The sequence below is a fragment of the Leptotrichia sp. HMT-225 genome, from assembly GCF_030644325.1.
Taxonomy (GTDB): domain Bacteria; phylum Fusobacteriota; class Fusobacteriia; order Fusobacteriales; family Leptotrichiaceae; genus Leptotrichia; species Leptotrichia massiliensis.
Map to the genome: position 1 here is coordinate 2,149,522 of NZ_CP130323.1, position 18,849 is coordinate 2,168,370.

Annotated in this window: 23 protein-coding genes and 5 tRNA genes; all 28 read right to left on the reverse strand. The window is 30.2% G+C overall.

Annotated features, from left to right (window positions below):
- Position 1 precedes the first annotated feature (1 nt).
- Positions 2 to 778, reverse strand: coding sequence for a metal ABC transporter ATP-binding protein (locus tag QU666_RS10295; protein ID WP_021769879.1), 777 nt, complete (start codon positions 776 to 778; stop codon positions 2 to 4).
- A 157-nt stretch (positions 779 to 935) separates the two neighbouring features.
- Positions 936 to 1,871: a metal ABC transporter solute-binding protein, Zn/Mn family gene (locus QU666_RS10300; RefSeq protein WP_021769880.1), complete on the reverse strand. Its 936-nt coding sequence runs from the start codon at positions 1,869 to 1,871 to the stop codon at positions 936 to 938.
- Complete coding sequence (locus QU666_RS10305) at positions 1,864 to 2,538, reverse strand: metal-dependent transcriptional regulator (RefSeq protein WP_021769881.1); 675 nt, start codon at positions 2,536 to 2,538, stop codon at positions 1,864 to 1,866. Before QU666_RS10305 ends, QU666_RS10300 begins: the two co-directional genes overlap by 8 nt.
- A 470-nt stretch (positions 2,539 to 3,008) precedes the next feature.
- Positions 3,009 to 3,581, reverse strand: a complete 573-nt coding sequence (locus QU666_RS10310) for a biotin transporter BioY (RefSeq protein WP_021769882.1) — start codon at positions 3,579 to 3,581, stop codon at positions 3,009 to 3,011.
- 238 nt (positions 3,582 to 3,819) lie between these two features.
- Entirely contained in the window at positions 3,820 to 4,989 is a 1,170-nt protein-coding gene (gene dnaJ / locus QU666_RS10315; protein WP_021769883.1) for a molecular chaperone DnaJ, read from the reverse strand.
- Positions 4,990 to 5,071: 82 nt separating this feature from the next.
- Positions 5,072 to 5,560: a hypothetical protein gene (locus QU666_RS10320; RefSeq protein ID WP_021769884.1), complete on the reverse strand. Its 489-nt coding sequence runs from the start codon at positions 5,558 to 5,560 to the stop codon at positions 5,072 to 5,074.
- A 196-nt stretch (positions 5,561 to 5,756) separates the two neighbouring features.
- Positions 5,757 to 6,638: an aldose 1-epimerase family protein gene (locus QU666_RS10325; protein WP_021769885.1), complete on the reverse strand. Its 882-nt coding sequence runs from the start codon at positions 6,636 to 6,638 to the stop codon at positions 5,757 to 5,759.
- 100 nt (positions 6,639 to 6,738) lie between these two features.
- Entirely contained in the window at positions 6,739 to 7,068 is a 330-nt protein-coding gene (locus tag QU666_RS10330) for a type II toxin-antitoxin system PemK/MazF family toxin (RefSeq protein ID WP_021769886.1), read from the reverse strand.
- Positions 7,062 to 7,313 carry an AbrB/MazE/SpoVT family DNA-binding domain-containing protein gene (locus tag QU666_RS10335; protein ID WP_021769887.1) on the reverse strand — a complete coding sequence of 84 codons (252 nt, stop codon included), beginning with the start codon at positions 7,311 to 7,313 and terminating at the stop codon, positions 7,062 to 7,064. Before QU666_RS10335 ends, QU666_RS10330 begins: the two co-directional genes overlap by 7 nt.
- A 134-nt stretch (positions 7,314 to 7,447) precedes the next feature.
- The gene (gene dnaK, locus QU666_RS10340; RefSeq protein WP_036071580.1) at positions 7,448 to 9,274 is read right to left on the reverse strand and encodes a molecular chaperone DnaK; all 1,827 of its coding nucleotides are present in this window, start codon (positions 9,272 to 9,274) and stop codon (positions 7,448 to 7,450) included.
- Between the two features lie 61 nt (positions 9,275 to 9,335).
- On the reverse strand, positions 9,336 to 9,923 hold the full coding sequence (gene grpE, locus QU666_RS10345) for a nucleotide exchange factor GrpE (RefSeq protein ID WP_021769889.1): 588 nt from the start codon (positions 9,921 to 9,923) through the stop codon (positions 9,336 to 9,338).
- Positions 9,924 to 9,947: 24 nt separating this feature from the next.
- The gene (gene hrcA, locus QU666_RS10350) at positions 9,948 to 10,958 is read right to left on the reverse strand and encodes a heat-inducible transcriptional repressor HrcA (protein WP_006805786.1); all 1,011 of its coding nucleotides are present in this window, start codon (positions 10,956 to 10,958) and stop codon (positions 9,948 to 9,950) included.
- A 250-nt stretch (positions 10,959 to 11,208) separates the two neighbouring features.
- Positions 11,209 to 11,418, reverse strand: a complete 210-nt coding sequence (locus QU666_RS10355; RefSeq protein ID WP_021769890.1) for a hypothetical protein — start codon at positions 11,416 to 11,418, stop codon at positions 11,209 to 11,211.
- A gap of 117 nt (positions 11,419 to 11,535) precedes the next feature.
- Positions 11,536 to 11,697, reverse strand: a complete 162-nt coding sequence (locus QU666_RS10360) for a hypothetical protein (RefSeq protein WP_232218467.1) — start codon at positions 11,695 to 11,697, stop codon at positions 11,536 to 11,538.
- 42 nt (positions 11,698 to 11,739) lie between these two features.
- On the reverse strand, positions 11,740 to 12,348 hold the full coding sequence (locus QU666_RS10365) for a lysozyme inhibitor LprI family protein (protein ID WP_036071596.1): 609 nt from the start codon (positions 12,346 to 12,348) through the stop codon (positions 11,740 to 11,742).
- A gap of 31 nt (positions 12,349 to 12,379) precedes the next feature.
- Positions 12,380 to 12,712 carry a hypothetical protein gene (locus QU666_RS10370; RefSeq protein ID WP_036071583.1) on the reverse strand — a complete coding sequence of 111 codons (333 nt, stop codon included), beginning with the start codon at positions 12,710 to 12,712 and terminating at the stop codon, positions 12,380 to 12,382.
- Positions 12,713 to 12,781: 69 nt separating this feature from the next.
- The gene (locus tag QU666_RS10375; protein WP_021769894.1) at positions 12,782 to 12,976 is read right to left on the reverse strand and encodes a hypothetical protein; all 195 of its coding nucleotides are present in this window, start codon (positions 12,974 to 12,976) and stop codon (positions 12,782 to 12,784) included.
- Between the two features lie 613 nt (positions 12,977 to 13,589).
- Entirely contained in the window at positions 13,590 to 14,276 is a 687-nt protein-coding gene (locus tag QU666_RS10380) for an N-acetylmuramoyl-L-alanine amidase (protein WP_036071586.1), read from the reverse strand.
- A gap of 139 nt (positions 14,277 to 14,415) precedes the next feature.
- Positions 14,416 to 14,652: a hypothetical protein gene (locus QU666_RS10385; protein WP_021769897.1), complete on the reverse strand. Its 237-nt coding sequence runs from the start codon at positions 14,650 to 14,652 to the stop codon at positions 14,416 to 14,418.
- A gap of 291 nt (positions 14,653 to 14,943) precedes the next feature.
- Positions 14,944 to 15,414, reverse strand: coding sequence for an N-acetyltransferase (locus QU666_RS10390; protein ID WP_021769898.1), 471 nt, complete (start codon positions 15,412 to 15,414; stop codon positions 14,944 to 14,946).
- Between the two features lie 219 nt (positions 15,415 to 15,633).
- Complete coding sequence (gene truA, locus QU666_RS10395; RefSeq protein WP_021769899.1) at positions 15,634 to 16,386, reverse strand: tRNA pseudouridine(38-40) synthase TruA; 753 nt, start codon at positions 16,384 to 16,386, stop codon at positions 15,634 to 15,636.
- 121 nt (positions 16,387 to 16,507) lie between these two features.
- Positions 16,508 to 16,591: transfer RNA gene (locus tag QU666_RS10400), tRNA-Leu, on the reverse strand.
- 23 nt (positions 16,592 to 16,614) lie between these two features.
- A tRNA-Lys gene (locus QU666_RS10405) sits at positions 16,615 to 16,690 on the reverse strand.
- A gap of 8 nt (positions 16,691 to 16,698) precedes the next feature.
- Positions 16,699 to 16,774, reverse strand: a tRNA-His gene (locus QU666_RS10410).
- A 36-nt stretch (positions 16,775 to 16,810) separates the two neighbouring features.
- A tRNA-Gly gene (locus tag QU666_RS10415) sits at positions 16,811 to 16,886 on the reverse strand.
- Positions 16,887 to 16,899: 13 nt separating this feature from the next.
- Positions 16,900 to 16,976 (reverse strand) — tRNA-Pro (locus tag QU666_RS10420).
- A 199-nt stretch (positions 16,977 to 17,175) separates the two neighbouring features.
- Positions 17,176 to 17,457: a cupin domain-containing protein gene (locus QU666_RS10425; RefSeq protein ID WP_021769942.1), complete on the reverse strand. Its 282-nt coding sequence runs from the start codon at positions 17,455 to 17,457 to the stop codon at positions 17,176 to 17,178.
- A 24-nt stretch (positions 17,458 to 17,481) separates the two neighbouring features.
- Positions 17,482 to 18,726: a transcription termination factor Rho gene (rho, locus tag QU666_RS10430; RefSeq protein ID WP_036071652.1), complete on the reverse strand. Its 1,245-nt coding sequence runs from the start codon at positions 18,724 to 18,726 to the stop codon at positions 17,482 to 17,484.
- Positions 18,727 to 18,849: the final 123 nt, after the last annotated feature.

Genomic DNA, 18,849 nt, shown 5'->3' on the forward strand with positions numbered 1-18,849 from the left:
TTTAATCCTCCTTTTCAATTTCAAGATGATTTTTATTATCTTGAGTTAATTTTTTACTTTTATATGTTTTTTCAATATTTTCAGGAGTAAAAATTTCCTCTACAGGACCAGAAGCTATAACAGAAACATTTATAAATGTTACGTAGTCAAAATAATCCTTTACTGTTTGTAAATCATGATGAACAACGATTACAGTTTTTTTCTCATCCCGTAATTTTTTTAGAATATTCACAATAGATTTTTCAGTTTTGCTGTCAACGCCTTGAAAAGGCTCATCCATAAAGTATATCTCTGCATCCTGCACTAAGGCTCTTGCCAAAAATACTCTTTGTTGCTGTCCTCCAGATAACTGGCTTATCTGCCTGTCTGAAAATTCATCCATTTCCACTTTGTGAATAGCTTCCTTTGTTTTTTCCTTATCAATTTTTCTAACTTTCTTTAACCATCCAACTTTCCCGTAACGCCCCATTTCCACAACATCAAATACAGTAGTAGGAAAATCCCAGTCAACACTACCTCTTTGGGGCACATACGCTATTTTATCACGTACTTTGCTATATTTTTCATCATAAAACCTAACTTCTCCAGTAATAGGGTTTATCAAATCAAGCATAGCCTTAATCAAAGTCGATTTCCCCGCACCATTCGGTCCAACAATAGCCATAAGAATACCTTTTTTGATATCCAGCTCAACATCCCATAAAACAGGTTTATCCTCATATGCTATTGTTAAATCTTCAACTTTTATAATAACATCATCAGAAACATTTTGATTCATTTTACTTCTCTCCTAAATTTAAAAATTATAACATAGCAAAACAACTTTAAGGAATTTTTTTATGTTTTACATAATAAAAGGGGAGTGATAATTAAAGTTATTCTGCTATGTTTTTTTGAATTATTTTATATATAATTAATAAAAATAATTACCAATTTTATTTTAATGCATTTACAATTGTATCTGCATTTGCTTTAACTGTTTTAATATAAGTTTCAGTGTTATGTGCTTCATCCCCCAATGAGTCTGAGTACAATTCTCCACCTATTTTAACTTCTTTTCCTTTAGCTTTTACTGCTTCCTGAAGTGCTTCTATACTTTTTTTCGGAACAGAAGATTCTACAAATATTGCTTTTATATTTCTTTCAACTATGAAATTAGCCAAATCACTTATATTTTTTGTACCAGTTTCAGAATCTGTAGAAACACCTTGTATAGCTTTTACTTCTAATCCAAATTGTTCTCCAAAGTAGTTAAATGCATCATGAGCTGTTACAAGAACTCTACTTTTTTCAGGAATTTCCTTGATTCTTGTTTTTACATAAGTTGTAAGTTCATTTAGTTCAGCTTTATATTTTTTTAGGTTTTCTTTGTAGTAGTCGCTATTTTTAGGATCAAATTTACTTAATTCAGCTTCTACAGCTTCAGCTTCCTTTTCCCATAATTCTGTATTGAACCATACATGCGGGTCAGGAGTATTTTCTTCAACTAAATGAATTTTACTTTTATCCAGTTTGTCCCCAACATTTAGTATATTTTTGTTTTGAGAAGTTAATTTTTCAAAAATTTCTGTCATTTTACCTTCCAGATGTAATCCACCATACACTATAATATCTGCATTTCCAAGTTTTTCAATATCTCCTGCACTAGCACTATACAAATGCGGATCTACTCCTTCTCCCATAAGTCCTGTAACTTCGACTTTATCTCCACCAATTGTTTTTACAAGGTCAGTAAGCATTGTCGTTGTTGTAGTAACTTTTATTTTTTTACCTGACGAAGCTCCACTTTTCCCACAAGATATTAGTAGCATCATTGCCACACATACTGCAATTACTAAATTTAATTTTCTAAGTATATTATTTTTACTCATAATCTATTTCCTCCGTGTCTTCATTTTTTTTGTAAACTTTAATCATAGTTGCTGCATTAAAAGCTACTGCTTTTTCATGATTTGCTTTACTTTTTAAATATATTGGCCCATCAAATGGATCCTTTTTGTCGACAATATATTCTTCCTTTAAATTTATATTCAAATCTCGTAGATAATCATATAATTCGATATTATCTTCGACACTTAATATAACAACTTCGTCATCTTCCTCAGCTTCAGACAAATTTATAATATTTTCCTCATTGAAGTTTTTTACATCATAAAAAATTGGACTGCCATGTGGACATTCTTTAGGGTAAAATAAGAATTTTTCCAGTTTTTGAAGTAACTTATTGCTTGTTACATGCTCCAAAATTTCTGCTTCCTTATGTACTTCCTCTTTATCATATCCTAACCTTTCAAACAAAAAAACTTCCCAAACCCTATGTTTACGTATAATGTCAAGTGCAAATTTATTCCCCTTTTCAGTAAGTTTTACTGTTTTTTTGTCAACAGTTAAATAATCATCGTTTACCAGCTTTTTTATCATTTCACTGACTGAAGCTGGAGATATATTTAAATATTCTGCAAGTTTTTTATTGGAATATTCCTTCTTTTTTTTCAAAGTATATATTCCTTTTAAATAATCTTCTATACTTCTGCTCATTCCAACTCCTTCCTTTTTTAGTTTGACCTAATCTATAAATTAGGTTTGCCTAACAACGTTATTATATTACCACTAAATACTTTGATTGTCAAGTCTTCTTCAATAATTTTTTTATATAATATACCAAGATACTTTAATATCACACTAATTAAAATTAATTTAAACATAAAAATAAAAAGCACATCTAATAATACCAGAATTTTTATCTGAATATTAAAAAACGTGCTTTGATTGAAAGGTTTGATAGGAGCTGCTATAATAAACTATTTATATACAACTCGTCTAAATCAATTCAAATTAATTTTTCTCCATTCATATTGTACAACATTTTTCAAAAATATAGTGTAACTTTGGTTACAAAAAAAAAACTCCCATTTAAATTTTTTAAAAACGGGAATTTTTTATATCAAGTATTCTTACTTTAATTTTAACTTCTTAAATAACTCATTTAATTAATTCTTTTTATTATACTATTTTCTTGGAATAAATTTCCATAATGTTGGCACAAGCAACGTTACAGCTGTTGATTTTAACGCATCTCCTGGAAGGAAAGGTAACACACCAATCATGAATACATTTTTACCTGTTACAAATAATGATAATTGCAATGCACCTAATGTCAAAATAATTGTACTAGAAAGCATTAATGAAAGAATTGTTTTTACGTAAGATTTTGTAACTCCTTTATCAGCTAAATATCCCAAAAGCATTGTAGAAACAATATATCCTAAAATATACCCTCCTGTTGGTGAAAATAAAGATCCTGCCTTAGCGCCAGCAAAAACTGGGGCACCTAAACTACCTGCCGCAACATAGGAAAGTATAGTAGCAGTTCCTAATTTTCTACCATATAGCAACGCCATTAATGTAACTCCAAATGTTCCAAGTGTAATTGGTACTGGAGTATAAGGTAATGGAATCATAACTTGAGCCATTAAACTCAAAAATACTACTCCACCTAATACTAAAAGAACATTTCTAAAAATTTCCTTTTCCTTTGTTTCAATTTTAACAATGTTGTTAATCAATGCATTCTGTTTCATAAGAAAACCTCCATCTTTTTTGTTTATATTATTATTGTAACACTTGTAATATCAAAAGTCAATAAACTGATTTTTTATAATTTTAAGTAAAGTTAAACTAAAATTGTGAATTTTGTTAATCATTGTATCATAAAAAATACCCTAATCAATTAAGACTAGAGTATTTTTTTACATTTATAAAATAATTGTAATACAACTCATTATTTTTCAATTAAAAATTTTAATCTAAAAAATTTTTTTAATTTTCAAATTTACTAAAGAATCTTTTTATTTTATCCTTAAATGAATGTGCTTTTTTGTAATTTTTCTTATTGTCTAGTGAGCCATCAAATTCACGTAAGATTTCTTTTTGCTTGTCAGTAAGATTTGTTGGAGTTTCCACTTTTATTTCGACAATTTCATCTCCTCTATTTTCACTTCGAGCATATTTAATTCCTTCATTTCTCAATCTAAATGTTTTTCCATTTTGAGTTCCTTCAGGAATTACTATTTTCTTCTTGCCACTAAGCGTAGGCACTTCTACTTCTCCACCTAAAATAGCCGTTGTCATTTTTAAAGGCACTTCACAATGAATATCATATTCACTTATTCTTTCAAAAATATCATGCTTTGCAACAGTTATATGCACTCGCAAATCCCCAAAGACTCCACCATTTGCCCCTGCGTCTCCACACTCTCTTACTACTAATCTTTGTCCAGTCTGAAGTCCTGATGGAAATCTTACCTTTTTTGTAAATATTTCTCTTTCCAGCCCTGTTCCATGGCAAGTATGACATTCTTTTTCAGGAATTTTTCCAGTTCCGTGACATTTATCACATTCCTGTATTCCACTTGTCATACCAAACAATGTTCTCTGTTGCACTCTTACGTGTCCTGAACCATTACATTTATCACATGTTTTCATATTATGTCCTGGCTCAGCACCACTTCCATGACAAGTCTTACATTGCCCGTTTCTTTTATATTTTAATTCTTTTTCTGTACCAAAAGCCACTTCCTCAAGAGTCAATGTTAAATTGTATCTTAAATCATCCCCTTGATGCACTCTTGGTCCTTGACTTCGACTTCTTCCACCAAAAAAACTATCAAAAATATCTCCAAAACCTTCAAACTCAAAGCCACCAGCACCGCCAAAGCCTCCGAAGCCTTGTCCTCCAAAGCCACCTGCTCCAGCTCCACCATTTTCAAATGCTGCATGTCCATATTGATCATACGCCGCTCTTTTTTGCGGATCGCTTAACACTTCATTTGCTTCCTGTACTTCCTTAAATTTGGCTTCAGCTTCAGGATTATCCTTATTTCTATCTGGATGATATTTTTTTGCCATACTCCTATACGCTTTTTTTATATCCTGTTCCGAAGCGTTTTTGGGTACGCCAAGCACTTCATAATAATCTCTTTTTGCCATTTTTTATCTTTTATCCTTTCCACTTCTGCAAATTTTATTTTCTCTATTATTTTTATTTTAAATTATACAAAAATATAAACTATTAAATACTCATTGCAAGACCTACTAATCCAAAGAACAACCACATTCTATCACTAATAGCTTCAAAACTTGTCAATTCCCACCATATTGTTGGTCGTTCTAAAAATATCATTACTACAACTATCACAATAAGTACATATAAAACTCCTCTTAAAGGATCCTTTCCCTTTTCCATTTCTTTTGCTTTATGAAAAATTGAACTTATTGAAACAAATATATAAGCTCCGAATAAAAATGATTTTAATCCCGAACCTACTCTTAACAAATGAATTATTGCAAAAAATGCCACATCTGCAACGCCATTCTCAAATCCTGGCTTCACTGCCTTATACATAAGAAAACACATTATTAAGACACTCATGAAATAAAAAAATATAAATATATGAATTCGTGGAAAATTTGATGCATATCTAGAAACTAATATTCCAAAAGAAATTGCACCTATCAAATTTGCAATTCTACTCATTCTTTCCTTAAGTGTACCTGTCATTTTCACATCCTTCTATTATAACATTCCACAAATATTCTCTAATTATTAGGAATTTATAATTTTTAAGTTTATATTAAACCTTAAATACCTCTAAAAATTATAATCATTTAATAATTGGTTTTAAAGCTAATTAAACATATTATAACCTAATTTCCCAAGAAATCCAACACTAAATTTGAGTTTTTTGAATTTTTCGTTATTTTTTACCTTTTACAATTAATTTTGCAAAAAATTCACTATTTTTTTTCAATTTCAAAATCCCTGTTTTTTCTTCCAATTTCCCACTTGTATTCTCAAAATCCGAAATTCCATACCAAGGTTCTATGCACACAAACGGAGCTTTTGGCTTGCTCCAAAATGCAATATAAGGAAATCCTTTATACTCAACACTAAGCTCTTTAGAATTTTTACTATTTTTTATCGAAACCTTCTCTGATTTCAAATCATCAAATACTATTGCATCATCATCAAATACAGTTTCAGTAATCTGCAATTTATTCTCATTATTCAAGCAATCAGCTTTTTCATCAAAAACTAACCCATTATCAGTAAGTTTATATTTCTGCGAAATTTCATTTTTCTCAAATTCCAAATAATAATCACTCAATTTTATGTTATCATTTACATCAAGTGAAAATGCAGGATGTGTCCCAAGTGAAAAATACATATCAGAATTATTCTTATTCACAACATTATACCCAATTTCCAAAGTATTTCCAGCAATTGTATAAGTTATAAACAGTTCAAACTCAAACGGATACTTCTCCAAAGTTTCCTTATTTGAAGAAAATCTAAACTTCAAAGAATTTTCAGTTTTCTCAACCAGTTCAAAATCCTCAGTCCGAGCAAACCCATGCCGTGTAGAAATTTTATATTCTTTTCCGTTGTAACTATAAGCCCCATTTTTTATAGTCCCAACAAATGGAAACAGTACAGGCGAGCTGGCAGCCCAAAACTCAGGTTTTCTGTCCCACATAAACTCTTCTCCATCCACTTTATAACTTCGTAATTCCGCCCCTCTATCCGCAACTGCAATTTCAACATTCCCATATTTTAAAATGTTTATTGTATTTTCCATCTTTGAACACATCCTTTTTTAAAGATTTTTATTTATTTTGATTTTATTATTGTACCAAATTTATTTTTCAATCTTATTATCCCAATTTCAAATTTATTTTTTATTCAATTTCTACTTCAGAAAAAATAATGTCTACAACTTTTTCGAAAATGTCCTCTGGTAATTTTTCAATAATTTTATAACTTCTTGTAGTAATATCCAAAGATTTAAGGTGTTCACATAAAATTATACCCGTAGTAGCAGTCCGATTGTCTAATTTTATATGAAGCGGAAATTTGTCTATTGAATTTGTAATTGGACAAACCAAAACTAAATTTGTTACCTTATTGAAAGTATCATTACTTACTATAACCGCAGGACGATGTCCAGCTTGTTCATGTCCTACCTGCGGATTAAAATTTATCTTTATTATATCCCCTTGTTTTACCATACCTCTTTACCTACTGGTTCTCCCCAATCTATTTCCTGTTTTTCATAATCCTCATTATAATTTGCAAATAATTCCTTTATTGTCTTTCTTTTTTCTTTTTTTATTTTTTTTAATTTAAGGCAATCATCTCCCTCTTCTATTAAAATAGTGTCATTTACCTTTAAATCAAGTATTTCCAATATTTTTTTAGGAAGTCTTATTCCTTGACTGTTTCCCCATTTTTGTATTTTTAAAACCTCTGCCATAATAATCTCTCTTTCTATCAAGTATATACATAGTATATACTTTTTTTATGAAAAAATCAATTATTTTTTATAAAAGAAGGAGAACTAATTCCCCTTCTCAATCCTATTTTTCACTTTAAATTTCTATTTCTTAATTAATCCACAACTTCTGCATCTTCCACATCATTAGCACCAGAATTGTTACTTTCTCCAGCTGTTTCTCCGCCTTGTGCCGCTTGTTGTGCTTGAGCTGCTTCTTGGTACATTCTTGTTGCGAAACCTTGAGAAACTTTTGATAATTCTTCAATTGATTTTCTGATTGCTTCTACATCGTCGCCATCTTTTACTTTTTTCAATTCTTCGATTGCTTTTTCGATGTCTTCTTTTTCAGTTCCTTGAAGTTTATCTTCATTTTCTTTTATAGTTTTTTCTGTTGCGATTACTAATTGGTCAGCTTGATTTCTTGCTTCTACTAATTCTTGGAATTTCTTATCTTCAGCTTCGTGTGCTTCGGCATCTTTTTTCATTTTTTCGATGTCATCTTTAGATAAGTTAGAACTTCCAGAAATTGTTACTGTGTTTTCTTTTCCAGTTCCCAAGTCTTTTGCAGAAACGTGTACAATTCCGTTTGCATCAATGTCAAATGTTACTTCGATTTGAGGTACTCCTCTTGGTGCAGGTGGAATATCGTTTAAGTTAAATTCTCCTAATTTATGGTTGTCAGCCGCTCTTGCTCTTTCCCCTTGCAATACAACTATTGATACTGCTGGCTGATTATCTGCCGCTGTTGAGAATACTTGTGATTTTTTAACAGGAACTGTAGTATTTCTTTCGATAATTTTAGTAAATACCCCTCCCATTGTTTCAATTCCTAATGATAATGGAGTTACATCTAATAATAATACATCTTTAACGTCTCCCATCAATACTCCACCTTGAATTGCCGCTCCTGCCGCAACTACTTCATCAGGGTTGATTGATTTGTTAGGTTCTTTTCCTAAGAAAGATTTTACCCATTCTTGAACCGCTGGAATTCTTGTAGAACCTCCAACCAATAATACTTCATCAATATCGCTAGGGCTTAAATCAGCATCTTCCAATGCTTGTTTTACTGGTCCTTTAGTTGCTTCAACCAAGTCTTTTGTCAATTCATCAAATGCTGCACGAGTCAATTTTTTCTCCAAATGTTTAGGCCCTGTTGCGTCCATTGTGATAAATGGTAATGAAATTTGTGTTTCTAGTGTAGTTGATAATTTTTTCTTAGCATCTTCTGCCGCATCTTTCAATCTTTGAATTGCCATTTTATCATTTCTCAAGTCAATTCCAGTTTCTTTTTTAAATTCGTCAGCTAACCAGTCAATAATTTTTTGGTCAAAATTATCTCCACCTAAGTGGTTATTTCCAGAAGTTGAAATAACTTCCACAACTCCATCTCCAATTTCAAGCACAGATACGTCAAATGTACCTCCACCCAAGTCAAATACTAATACTTTTTCTTCTTTTTTCTTATCCATTCCATAAGATAACGCAGCCGCTGTTGGCTCATTTATAATTCTTTGAACTTTAAGTCCTGCTATTTCCCCAGCATCTTTTGTTGCTTGTCTTTGCGCATCTGTAAAGTATGCAGGTACTGTAATTACAGCTTCTGTTACTTCTTCACCTAAGTAAGCCTCAGCATCTTTTTTCAATTTTTTAAGAATCATTGCTGAAATTTCTTGTGGTGTATAGCTTTTTCCGTTAATATCAACTTTATAGTCACTTCCCATGTGAGTTTTAATTGAAATTACAGTTGAATCAGGATTTGTAATAGCCTGTCTTTTTGCAATTTCCCCTACAATAATTTCTCCATTATCTTTAATGTTTACTACTGACGGAGTAGTTCTTCCTCCATCACTATTTGGTATTATAGCAAAGTTTCCACCTTCCATAACTGCCACACAGCTGTTTGTTGTCCCTAAATCTATTCCTATTATTTTACTCATATCTATCATTCTCCTTTATTATCAATTTTTTATAAATTTAATTTATTTTTTATTTCAATTTTTATTGTTTCTTATTTACAGTAACCATCGCAGGTCTTACAACTTTCCCTTTCATTTTGTACCCTTTTTGGAAAACTTGTACAACTACGTTATCATCCAGTTCCTCTTTATTTTCAGTAATCATTGCTTTATGTTCGTAAGGATCGTACTCTTTTCCAGCCGCTTCAATTTCTTCCACACCTTCTTCTGTCAACAGATTTTTTAGATTATTCAAAATCATATTAACTCCTTCGATTAATGAATCAAAGTTTTGACTTTCCTTCGAGGCGTCAACCGCTCTTTCCAGATTATCTATATTGTCAAGCAATTTTACGATAATTCCTTCAGAAGCGTATTTTCTCATTTCAGCAACTTCGTTTTCTTTTCTTTTTGTGAAGTTTTGAAATTCAGCCAACTTTCTTGTATATGAATTTTTCCATTCTTCAAGTTCAGCTTCTAATTTCTTTACCTTATCATCACAATTATCAGAAGTTTCTTCTGCACTTTTTTCAGCTTCTTGATTTTCTACATTTTCATTTTGCTCTTCAACCGCCTCATTCTGTACAGCTTCACCTTCCAAATTTTTCTTTTCCAAATCTTTTTCCGCCATTTAAAAAACCCACTCTCCTTCTTATTATTTATTTTTTTGATTTAATAACTGATTCACTTCTTCTGCTACATATTCAACGAGTCCAACCGTCTTTGAATATTCCATTCGTTTTGGTCCAATCACACCGATAATCCCCTTCGCATTATTAAGCGTATAAACCGAAAACACAAATGAGAAATCCTCAAGTCCTGCAATATTCAAATCTTCTCCGAAAATTACATTCACTTCTCTATCTTTAAATTCCTCCATCTGTAAAAACTGTGCAAACACATTCCGTAAATCATTCGGATTATTAAACAGTTTTACCCGATTTATAAGGTTCATTACATCAGATGCGTTGTTTTCAATAAGATTCGTTCCACCTTCAAAAAATAATTTTCCTTCATCGGAAATCATATTATCCTGAAAATCGCTTTGCATAAATAAATTTGTATTCGTGAAAAAATCTTTTAAGTCAGATAATGTAAAATACTCACTGTTCGCAATTTTTTCATTTAAAAAACTATTTATTGCTTCCACTTCATTTTCAGTTACAGGATTTTCCAGAAAGATATTTAAATTTTTTGTAAGGGAAGAATTCATTATAACTACAGCAAGTACTGTCGTTTCATTAATATGTACCAGTTTTACCTTTTTTACACCTTCCTGCGTAAACGCCGGCTCTAATACAACCCCGGCATATTGACTAATTTTTGACAATAATCTAGATGTTTCTTCAAATATCGTATCAATTTGATTCATCCTCTTATTGTACGCCTGCATGACCTTCGCCTTTTCCTCCTGAGAAATATCTCTAATTTTCAAAAGCTCATCGACATACAGCTTATATCCTTCACTTGTCGGAATACGTCCAGAAGATGTATGTGTTTTTACAATTAGGCCCTTATCTTCCAAATCTGCCATTGTATTTCGGATAGTCGCTGACGACACTCCAATGTTATACTTTTTCTCCAGCGTCCGTGATCCTACACTTTCACCAAATTCTAGATAATGCTTGATAATAGCCTTTAAAATCAATTGCTCCCTATCATTCATCTTGGCACCTTCCTTTTTGTTGTTAGCACTCTCTAAGTTAGGTTGCTAACTATAGATATATAATATTACATTTTTTTAAATTTGTCAACACTTTTTTTAAAAATTTTTTCATTTTTTCAGAAAATTTTTATAATATTGAGATAAGTATTATGAATGCTGGGGTCTATCAAATTTATATTTTTAAATTATTATCAAAAAAAAATAAGGCTGTCAAAAAAACAACCTTTTTTAATTTTAATTATATAATCTTTTATTTATATTCATCTGGAAAATCATAAGTATTGACATAACCTGCTCCATCTACATACCAATTACCATTTATATTTACTATTTTTACATAAGTATTGTGAACATTTCGAGATCTTAACAACACATATCCTGTATCTTCATCGTAATATATTGCTTTGTATCCACCACTTGTATCTGGATCTTGTCCAGTTAATATCCAGTCTGCATCCATAGGTACTCCTAAATAATTCTCTGGGATTCCTTCACTCCAATCAGCATTATTATTATATTCGACTAATTCTCTATAAATATCTCTAAAATCTTCAGTGATATTTTCATTTTTTAAAATCTAATTATCACTATTACCATTTCTAATTCTAATAGAATAGCCATTAACAAAATTTTCTGCCACTTTTTGTGGTGTATTACTATTACTTGCCACTTTCTTTTTTGTAGCACCATAACTTATCGTATTTAGTGTTGAAATAAAGACAACTAACATTAAAATCAATTTTTTCATTTATACGTATATCCTTCACATTTTATTTATATTTTAATTACCATGTAATTCATCATACATTCTAGCAAGTTCTATTGTTCGAGCTTTTACCATATCCGTTTTTGTTCCAATTTTTCTTAACTGAACTATACTTCCACATCCATTTTCTCCTTCTTCTCCACATTCTTCATATATTATTTTTTTTGTTTTATTAACCATTCCTTTTAACCAAGCTCTTTCCTCATTTCGTAATTTTGTTTTTTGACTGTCTGGCAACTCTGACATAAGAAGTTTATAAACTTTATTCAATTCTTTATCCCATGCTTGATACGCCGCTTCAGCTTGATAATACATTTGACTATCAGAACCATCGAATCCTGTATCTTGAACTGAACTCATTCTACTCATCAATTCAGCCTCATAATTTCTACTTTTCTTAGCAACTACTGATGTAGATGTTTCTTGTGAAGTTGTTACTTGTGCCATTTGCTGCTGTTCATTCTGATTTTTTATCATTTCCTGTTTTGTCTTTTCCTGTTCTAATTTAACTTTTGCCTGTAATTCCTGTGTTTTAATATACGAACTATATATTAAAAACGCCCCTCCTAGAAAAAATGTAAATATTGCAGTACATACAATAATTAAAGTCGTCTTTTTATTCATAATTATTTTCCTTTCTGTTTTTTCACAATCTTTAAAATAAATTTCCATTTATCCAAATTAATCTTGGATTATCTGTATCAAACAAACTAACTCCATCCACTTCATCTAATTGCCAAGGATCATCCTCATCATGACTTTCTGATTCATATCGACTTATTTTACCATTTTTACAAATGTAGACATAATCATCGTCCATAATAATTTTATTTTGATAGCACAACAAATCTTTAATTTCATCATCTATATCACTTTCACTTTCATTTTCAATAAAATATGATATTCCATCTTGAAAATCAGTCCATTCTGACAATAAATTCATGCAGCATAAAATCATGATTATTAAAATTATTACTTTATTTTTCAATATTAATACCTTCTTTACTTAATGATATATTTCGTTTTATTTTATTTCAATTTTATTAACATTTATCCCTCAGTTTCCTTCCCCTTTGTCAACTGCTGTAACTCCACCTTTTAAATTAACTCTTCTATTATCTTCCATTAAGCCTGTTATATAACTTCTTTGTGAAAAGTCATTAAAATATACTCTTAGAGCGGCTCGTGAGCTACCGTCTTGTGAATCTGTTCCATAATATGTTTTTCCGTTAATTACACATTTTTTAAACATATAATATTCCCAAAGTATCCACCTTCCGTTGCTTGAGAACCATTATCATATCCAGTTTCTCCCAAATATCCTGTACAGTAACTTCCAGATTTTATCACTATCCTCCTTTCTGAAAACAACAAAATTCCTGTTAATAATAACATTCCTAATATTAGTTTTTTTCATAATTAATTATTCCTTTATAAACATCATAAAACTATCAAAATAAAATATTTATTAAACTTAATTTTACTCTTAATTTCTACCAAACAATAAAAAATACAAATATTTCTCAAATGTTTTTACATAAAAAACTAAGCCTTTTATATTATACCCCCCCCGTTTGATTTTGGTTTCGATAAAATTAAATAAAAATTAATTTAAAAAGAAAATTAATATTTTTTTTACACTTTTTCATATATTTTAAAACAAAATTCTAAATAAAATCACATTTTATAATAACTTTAAGTATGTTTTAGAATAAAAATACCTTAAATCTAAAATCAAATCTTATATTTTCTAATTATTTTTCTCAAAAAAAAGACTATTTTAGCCTAATCACTAAAACAGTCCTTATATCTACATATTATTAACTTTAATTTTTTTGTCTTATGAAATTTAGAATTTTTTTATTCTATCTTTCTCTGAAATATTTATCAATTCCATTCACAATTCCTTTTACCATTACATTTTGAAAATCTGGAGAAGCCATTTTTCTATCTTCTTCAGGATTTGTCATAAATCCCATTTCTAGTAATGTATTTGTAACTGTTGACCAATTTGTTCCTGTTAAATCATCTCTATAGGCAACTCCTCGACTTTTAAATCCAGTTGCTTTTGTATATTCTGACAAAATAGCTCTTGAAAATCTATCGCTTGACTTTTGTACACTTCTTGTATGTGGATTTTTAGCTGATGATGTAAGCACAGTTGCACCTCTAGCACTGCTTCCCCCTGCATCTGCGTGCAATCTCAAGTATACTGAGCAACCTGCCTTATTTGTCATCAAGGCTCTTTCCTTATTACTTATATTTACATTATTTGTCTCTCTTACCATAAATACTGAATATCCTTTAGCCTTCAAAGCATCTCTTAATTTTAATCCCACTTCTAATGTTAATTGATACTCGGTTTTTTTACTAGAAACACCTTTTGTTCCATAAGCTACTTTCGGTTTTCTTTTGCTTGAGCCTGGTGCTATTTCTTCTGTTTGCATATTCCCTTTAGCTTGATGCCCTGGATCAATACACACTTTTTCAGCCGCACTCATTAATCCTGTTAGACTACTTAGCAAAATAGCCAATTTAAATAACAGTTTCATTATCATTTCCTCTTTTCCAACATTTTATTCGTTTTTTTATTTTTTAAACATCTCAATTTATCATAATAATTTAATTTTCATGTCTGGAAAAATAATTAAAAATTATTCAATTTTTATACAATTAAATTATAGAACTTATTTAATAAAGGTAAGATGATCCTGTGAAGTATAAATTTCTGTATCCACTTCCTTCAAAGTACACTCTATAAACATCCCCAATTCCAAGTCCTGAGAATGGGTATCCTCTAAAATTAAATCTTTTTCCAGATTCAAGACTCACACAAGTATTACCCGATACTATTCTGCAACGTTCTACATATCTTGAAAAGCCAAGTACACCAAATAATAAAAATATTCCTAATATTAGTTTTTTCATAATTAATCACTCCTTTATAAGTTTTCCAAAATGCAAAATTGAGATGTTTAATATTTCATTTTATGGTTGAATTTCCAGACACTTAAATCACAAATTTTTATCAAAATTTTCGATAAACGAAAACTATGTTATCCTAAATTATACCCTAAGTATATTTGATTATGTTGTATTTATTATTAACAAATAATTAAATATACATAAGATTTTAATATACAAATATTTTTTAAACTAATTATTAGTATATTCAAATTCTTTAAAAAAATTTCTTAGAATTTATTTTATATTTTACAATTACTTCACCAAATATCTCATTAAATATCGCTCAATATTATCTCCATATTCATTATCCAAATTTCCCACTATTTTAAATCCTAAATTTTCATAAATTTTTTTCGCTGTAAAATTATCCATATCAACAGTAAGCTCTATTTTTTTTATACCAATTTCCTTTAAATTTTTCATTACATACTCAAGCAAAATTCTTGCATATCCGTTTCTTTCAAATTTTGGAACAGTGGAAACTCCATATACATAAGCCACTTCTCTATCAAAGCTGCTCAAAACTTCAATAACCGACATCAGTTCCTCATTCTCATCATTACTAAGCATCGCAAAAACTTTCCCATATTTGCTAAACGGTTTAATGTTCCAATTTCCGACAGTCGCCTCTCCAAAAACCTCATTTTCATGCTCCACAATTCTAAATAATAAATCTGAATCCTTTTTCGTATCTAATATTTTTATTTTGTAATTTCTTTCCATAAAAATTTTCCTTTCTATTTTATTTTTTTAGCCAATTTTACAATTTTATCAAATTATACTCGAACTTATTTAAAAATAAACTATAAAAAATTATGCAAACTCAAGGTTTGAGTAAATTATCATAGCCTCTGAGACCTGTTTTAAAGTAGTTTTACTATACTTATCAATTTGCAAAAACAAACATTATTTTAAAATATATATTTCTTATTTTTTAATTTATCAATAATTTACTTTATACAGATATAATCCTTCCGAAGCTGCCAAAATTTTCTTATCATCAGCATTAGGATTCTCTAACCTTTTTTTTATATAATCTTCTTCTACATTCCCAAAATAAACCGCAAGTGCTGAACCAATCATAATTCTAACCATCGTTTTCAAAAATCCATTTCCACAAATCTCGACATTTAACTGCTTTTTACCATTTTTTGCATCATAATAGCATTTTATATAGACAATTTCTCTCACAGGGTTCCTATAAGCCTTGTCCTTTTTCATAAAGCTACTAAAATCATATTTTCCAACAAAATCATTCATTATTTCCTGAAATTTTTCCACATTTACACTTGTCTTCAATCCAGTCATATAATTTGCTTCAAACGGCGTAATATCTTCCTCATTCCTCATAATATAGAGATAAGTCCTATTTTTTGCATCAAATCGTGCATTAAAATCTTTTTCAACTTCCTCAACTTCCAAGACCTTAACTTCTCCCTTTAGACATTTATTAATTTGTCTTTTTATCGCTTCTATCGGGATATTTTCATCAATAACAAAATTAGAAACCTGCTCCATAGCATGAACTCCTTTATCAGTTCTTCCTGATGAAATCATATTTATTTTTTGATTAAAAGTTTTAAAAATAGCTCTCTCAATTTCGCCTTGTACAGTTTTCATATTTTTTTGTCTTTGAAATCCGCAAAATTTACTTCCATCATACTGATAAATCATTTTTAAATTTCTTTTTCCCATTTTTTCCTCTTTTTTCTTTCTTTAAAAACTTATATTATTTTTGAATTTATATTTTATGATTTAATTATAAAAAAAAGAGCAATTTCTGCTCTTATATGTATCGGTAATTTTAAGTTTCAAATGGTGCGAAAGGTGGGACTCGAACCCACATGTCGAAGACGCTAGATCCTAAGTCTAGTGCGTATACCAATTTCGCCACTCTCGCAAATTTACTATTTAATTTTTAAATGGTGAGCCATACTGGGATCGAACCAGTGACACCTTGATTAAAAGTCAAGTGCTCTACCGACTGAGCTAATGGCTCATAATTAATGGGGTGACCGACGGGACTTGAACCCGCGACAACCAGTGCCACAAACTGGCGCTCTACCAACTGAACTACGGTCACCATATATCTATAAAAAATTTACTCTTATAAATAAAATGGAGCGGGAGACGAGGGTCGAACTCGCGACATTCAGCTTGGAAGGCTGACGCTCTACCAACTGAGCTACTCCCGCAAAATTTATAAAATGGTCGGTGTAGTAGGATTTGAACCTACGACCCCCTGCTCCCAAGGCAGGTGCGCTACCGAGCTGCGCTATACACCGTTCTAAAGAATAATTTTTATTTCTCAAATACTCTCAGACAAGAAATATAATATCATAAACGAAAATAAATGTCAACTCTTTTTTTCAAATATTTTCAATTTTTCTTCAATTTTCTTTATAAATCTCATTTTTTGTTTTATTTTATCCATATTTTTAATTGAAATAAGGGTATATTAGACATACCCTTATTGTAAGTTTATTATTTTTTTATTAATGTTACACTAACTTCAGAATCTTCCAAAGCACTTCCATTAATAAAGTTTATTCCGTCAAAATGTAAAATATCGCCTGGTACTAAAACATGTTTTTCAGTTTCATTCAAAAACATTTCCATTTTCCCTTTCAAAACTGTGAAAATAATTTCCTCATCTTCATGGTTGTGCTTAGCAATTTCTTCATCTTTTTTCAAAATTTTCTTTACCAATTTAAAATTTCCCTTGTTGAATAGCAATCCTGCTTCATTTTTTACATTTCCAAACATCTTTATCTCCTTAATAATTTATTTTTATTTTCCTTTTTTTGTTTTATATAAATCTTCTAACAATTCATCATTATTCTTGTATTTCTTTATTAGTTCAATTAAGTTTCTCATCCCTTCAACTTCTGACATTTCACTTAGTTCTCTTCGCAACTTCCAGATTTTTTCCAGATTTTCTCTTGGAATTAATAATTCTTCACGTCTTGTGCCACTCTTTAATGCATCAATTGCTGGAAATATTCTTAACTGTTCAAGTGTTCGGCTTAAAATAATTTCCATATTTCCTGTCCCTTTAAATTCTTCAAAAATTACTTCATCCATTCTGCTTCCAGTTTCAACAAGTGCAGTTGCAATAATCGTAAGGCTTCCACCATTTTTTATATTTCTTGCGGCACCTAAAAATCTTTTTGGATAATAAAGGGCATTCGGATCAATTCCTCCTGAAATCAATTTTCCACTTGATGGGATTGTTATGTTATACGAACGTGCCAATCTTGTTAAACTGTCCATTAAAATTAAAATGTCCTTTCCACGTTCCACTTGCCTTTTTGCCATTCGAAGCACATTTTCTGTAACTTCTGTATGTACTCTTGGATCTTCATCAAAAGTTGCGGCATACACTTCCGCCTCCTTCACATTTTCCTTAATATCTGTAACTTCTTCCGGCCTTTCATCAATTAGTAAAATCCACACATCAATTTCTGGATTATATTTTATAATATCATTTGCAATTGTAGAAAGGAGTACAGTTTTCCCAGCTTTTGGCGGTGCAACTATAAGCCCTCTCTGACCCTTTCCAATTGGTGAAATTAAGTCAATAATTCTTGAAGAAATTTCTCCGCTTCCCAAATTTAACTTCTCATCTGGATATGAGGGCACTAAATCGTCAAAATATGGACGTTCGAGTGATTTTTCAGGCAAATCTCCATTTACTAGCAATACTTTTAAAATTCCATAATTCTTCTCTGTACCAATTGGTATTCTTAATTCTCCAAATACAATATCTTCATTTCTTAGGAAAAATCTTTTTATTTGTGACATTGAAACATAAACATCAGGACCAATTGAAGTATTTCTCAAAAATCCATAATTTCCGTCTCCAATTACATCCAGCTTCCCAAATCCATAAGTTTTTCCTCTTTCTTCTCCTTTTTTAATCAAAATAGCATTTATAAGTTCAAGTTTTGACATTCCTGAAAAATTTTCAATTTTATATTCTTTTGCCATTTTCTTTAACTTAGTCACATTTTGTGAAAGAATATCCTTTATCATTTCCTCTTCAAGATTCAAATTTTCTGAACTATTTTTTTTCTCTGTTTCTTCTTCTTTTTCAATTTGTTTTTTCTCTTCTAAATTTTCGCTAAGTTCTGAAATCTCCTTTGTTTCCGACGCTTT

Coding starts and splice junctions, on each gene's coding strand:
- QU666_RS10295 (WP_021769879.1), bottom strand. CDS start 778: ATGAATCAAAATGTTTCTGATGATGTTATTATAAAAGTTGAAGATTTA.
- QU666_RS10300 (WP_021769880.1), bottom strand. CDS start 1,871: ATGAGTAAAAATAATATACTTAGAAAATTAAATTTAGTAATTGCAGTA.
- QU666_RS10305 (WP_021769881.1), bottom strand. CDS start 2,538: ATGAGCAGAAGTATAGAAGATTATTTAAAAGGAATATATACTTTGAAA.
- QU666_RS10310 (WP_021769882.1), bottom strand. CDS start 3,581: ATGAAACAGAATGCATTGATTAACAACATTGTTAAAATTGAAACAAAG.
- dnaJ (WP_021769883.1), bottom strand. CDS start 4,989: ATGGCAAAAAGAGATTATTATGAAGTGCTTGGCGTACCCAAAAACGCT.
- QU666_RS10320 (WP_021769884.1), bottom strand. CDS start 5,560: ATGACAGGTACACTTAAGGAAAGAATGAGTAGAATTGCAAATTTGATA.
- QU666_RS10325 (WP_021769885.1), bottom strand. CDS start 6,638: ATGGAAAATACAATAAACATTTTAAAATATGGGAATGTTGAAATTGCA.
- QU666_RS10330 (WP_021769886.1), bottom strand. CDS start 7,068: ATGGTAAAACAAGGGGATATAATAAAGATAAATTTTAATCCGCAGGTA.
- QU666_RS10335 (WP_021769887.1), bottom strand. CDS start 7,313: ATGGCAGAGGTTTTAAAAATACAAAAATGGGGAAACAGTCAAGGAATA.
- dnaK (WP_036071580.1), bottom strand. CDS start 9,274: ATGAGTAAAATAATAGGAATAGATTTAGGGACAACAAACAGCTGTGTG.
- grpE (WP_021769889.1), bottom strand. CDS start 9,923: ATGGCGGAAAAAGATTTGGAAAAGAAAAATTTGGAAGGTGAAGCTGTA.
- hrcA (WP_006805786.1), bottom strand. CDS start 10,958: ATGAATGATAGGGAGCAATTGATTTTAAAGGCTATTATCAAGCATTAT.
- QU666_RS10355 (WP_021769890.1), bottom strand. CDS start 11,418: ATGGATGCAGACTGGATATTAACTGGACAAGATCCAGATACAAGTGGT.
- QU666_RS10365 (WP_036071596.1), bottom strand. CDS start 12,348: ATGAATAAAAAGACGACTTTAATTATTGTATGTACTGCAATATTTACA.
- QU666_RS10375 (WP_021769894.1), bottom strand. CDS start 12,976: ATGTTTAAAAAATGTGTAATTAACGGAAAAACATATTATGGAACAGAT.
- QU666_RS10380 (WP_036071586.1), bottom strand. CDS start 14,276: ATGAAACTGTTATTTAAATTGGCTATTTTGCTAAGTAGTCTAACAGGA.
- QU666_RS10385 (WP_021769897.1), bottom strand. CDS start 14,652: ATGAAAAAACTAATATTAGGAATATTTTTATTATTTGGTGTACTTGGC.
- QU666_RS10390 (WP_021769898.1), bottom strand. CDS start 15,414: ATGGAAAGAAATTACAAAATAAAAATATTAGATACGAAAAAGGATTCA.
- truA (WP_021769899.1), bottom strand. CDS start 16,386: ATGGGAAAAAGAAATTTAAAAATGATTTATCAGTATGATGGAAGTAAA.
- QU666_RS10425 (WP_021769942.1), bottom strand. CDS start 17,457: ATGTTTGGAAATGTAAAAAATGAAGCAGGATTGCTATTCAACAAGGGA.
- rho (WP_036071652.1), bottom strand. CDS start 18,726: ATGATAAAGGATATTCTTTCACAAAATGTGACTAAGTTAAAGAAAATG.